Here is a 1904-nt window from a genome sequence, read left to right as displayed (position 1 = left end):
CATTAACGTTGCTTGTTCAGTTTTCAAGGTTCATTGCGCTATCTGTTATGACAACTTTTATATCATACCATTCATTCGATTGCTTTGTCAACAACTTTTTTGAATGTTTTTTTATAATGTGTTGTCGTCGTTGCGACTTATAATAATATATCACGATATTATTCGATTAGCAATAGTTATTTTAAAACTTTATTATTTTTATAGGAATTATGAGTTTCTATTTATAGACTAGTAAAATTCAAACAATATATAAACTACTAGATAAAGGGGTTAAAGGATTTACTCTATACTTATTATGCCCTCTATTGGTCCCCCTTTTTTAGTTAATAAAGGCTTTTATAATATCTCAATTATTATTCCACCAACGAATAAATCTTATTATATATGAGTATTGGAATGCTACTTCTTTCTATTCTTTTTAAATATCGCTACTTTACATATACGTTTTTATTTTTCGGTAACTATATAAACAATAACAATAGTAAAAATGCAATCGAACCCTAAAAGAAACGGTTGATTTATATCGTTAAGAATAGAATCGTATTTCGCGATTAAAATATGAGCCATATCACAACTGAAATATTAGGACATTTTGGTAAACAAGATTACCGAGATAGCAAGTTTAAAGCTAGGCCTTAAATGGAGTCTCTGCGGGCAGTCGTATGGCAACGATTATTTAACGCCTGAACAAGAGAGAGTAACGTGCTTGCTACTCCAATTGTGACTTGGACTTCTGCATTAAAATCAAAACTGCCCTCATGCTCTCTTGTAATACTTAAAATTTTTGCATTCTCAAATTGTTTGGGATAGCTATAATAAATAATAATTAATAATTTCTTTATCTATAAAGGGGAATAGCGTTGTAATCAAAGTATCATAAATAAGCTTATAATCAGGCTGTTCTCTTTGGACTTCTAGATTTTTTGAGATTAATGTTAACTTCATGGGTTTTTCCGCAACCACCTGATCGTAATTAATGTGTAAACTAAGAAAAACAAAAGAAGATAAAATTACAAGTATATTCCGCATAGAATACTCCCTTAATATAGATTTAATTAATGAGTGTTTTCCCCCGAAACCTTTAAATTATTCTTCCACTAAACTGTCCAGCAGTTGAAGTGACAAATATCTCAAAGTTCTTTAAAACCTTATGATATAAGCAGCACATACCTTATTGGAAATAAGGTGATAATACAATTAAATGATAAAGCTTTAAAGAGGTGTATTCAAAGAATGAAAAAGATGTTATCAGTTTTTATACTATTCCTGGCTCTTATTACTCCTTTTCAATCAACAACAGTTTCATCAAATATAATAACTCAAGATTCTGAAGAGCTTAAATTACAGGATATGCTTGTGCTAATGCTTACTCCTTATATAGAAAAGGATTTGACTGAATATTATTATCCGGAGATTTCAAAGGATTTTTCGCCTCATGTTACTCCGTGGAAAATTGAATTGATTGAAACAAGAAGAAATCATTTTCGAGGCTTTCAAATGCAAATTACATTTGTTATTGAACCTACAGATGGCGGTCAGTATATTCCAGTAGGAAAGGATAGGATGACCTATGAAATATCTTCTGGACCTGAAGTTAAATTGATAAATCATACTCACCTAAAAACATATAAATATCCACCGGAATAAAAAAGTGAATTAACCCGTTGTATTAAGTGTAGTCTAAACCTTCCCATCGTTTCGTTATTTCACAATACGCCCAGACCATCCATTTTTATATTTCCTCGGACAAAATATAACTAATAACATAAATCTTTTAAATACCCATCAACTACTTAAGTATCAATATTATAAAATAAATTTTTAAACACAAAAAAACCACTGAAAATTCAGTGGTTTTGCGTGTGCGAAGCGACGTCCTACTCTCACAGGGGGAAGCCCCCAAC

At 30.8% G+C, this 1904-nt stretch carries 1 protein-coding gene; it reads left to right on the top strand.

What is annotated here, in order from left to right; genetic code table 11:
* The first annotated feature begins 1233 nt into the window (after positions 1-1233).
* A complete protein-coding gene (locus H9635_RS19060) occupies positions 1234-1647 on the top strand; it encodes a DUF3888 domain-containing protein (protein WP_191701903.1) in 414 nt (137 codons plus the stop codon).
* Positions 1648-1904: the final 257 nt, after the last annotated feature.

Origin of the sequence: Solibacillus faecavium (assembly GCF_014836905.1) — a bacterium.
GTDB lineage: Bacteria > Bacillota > Bacilli > Bacillales_A > Planococcaceae > Solibacillus > Solibacillus faecavium.
This window is presented reverse-complemented; position numbering and strand designations above follow the sequence as displayed.

What these genes read in the sequence shown, in the direction of transcription:
- H9635_RS19060 (WP_191701903.1), top strand. Translation starts at nt 1,234, where the DNA reads ATGAAAAAGATGTTATCAGTTTTTATACTATTCCTGGCTCTTATTACT.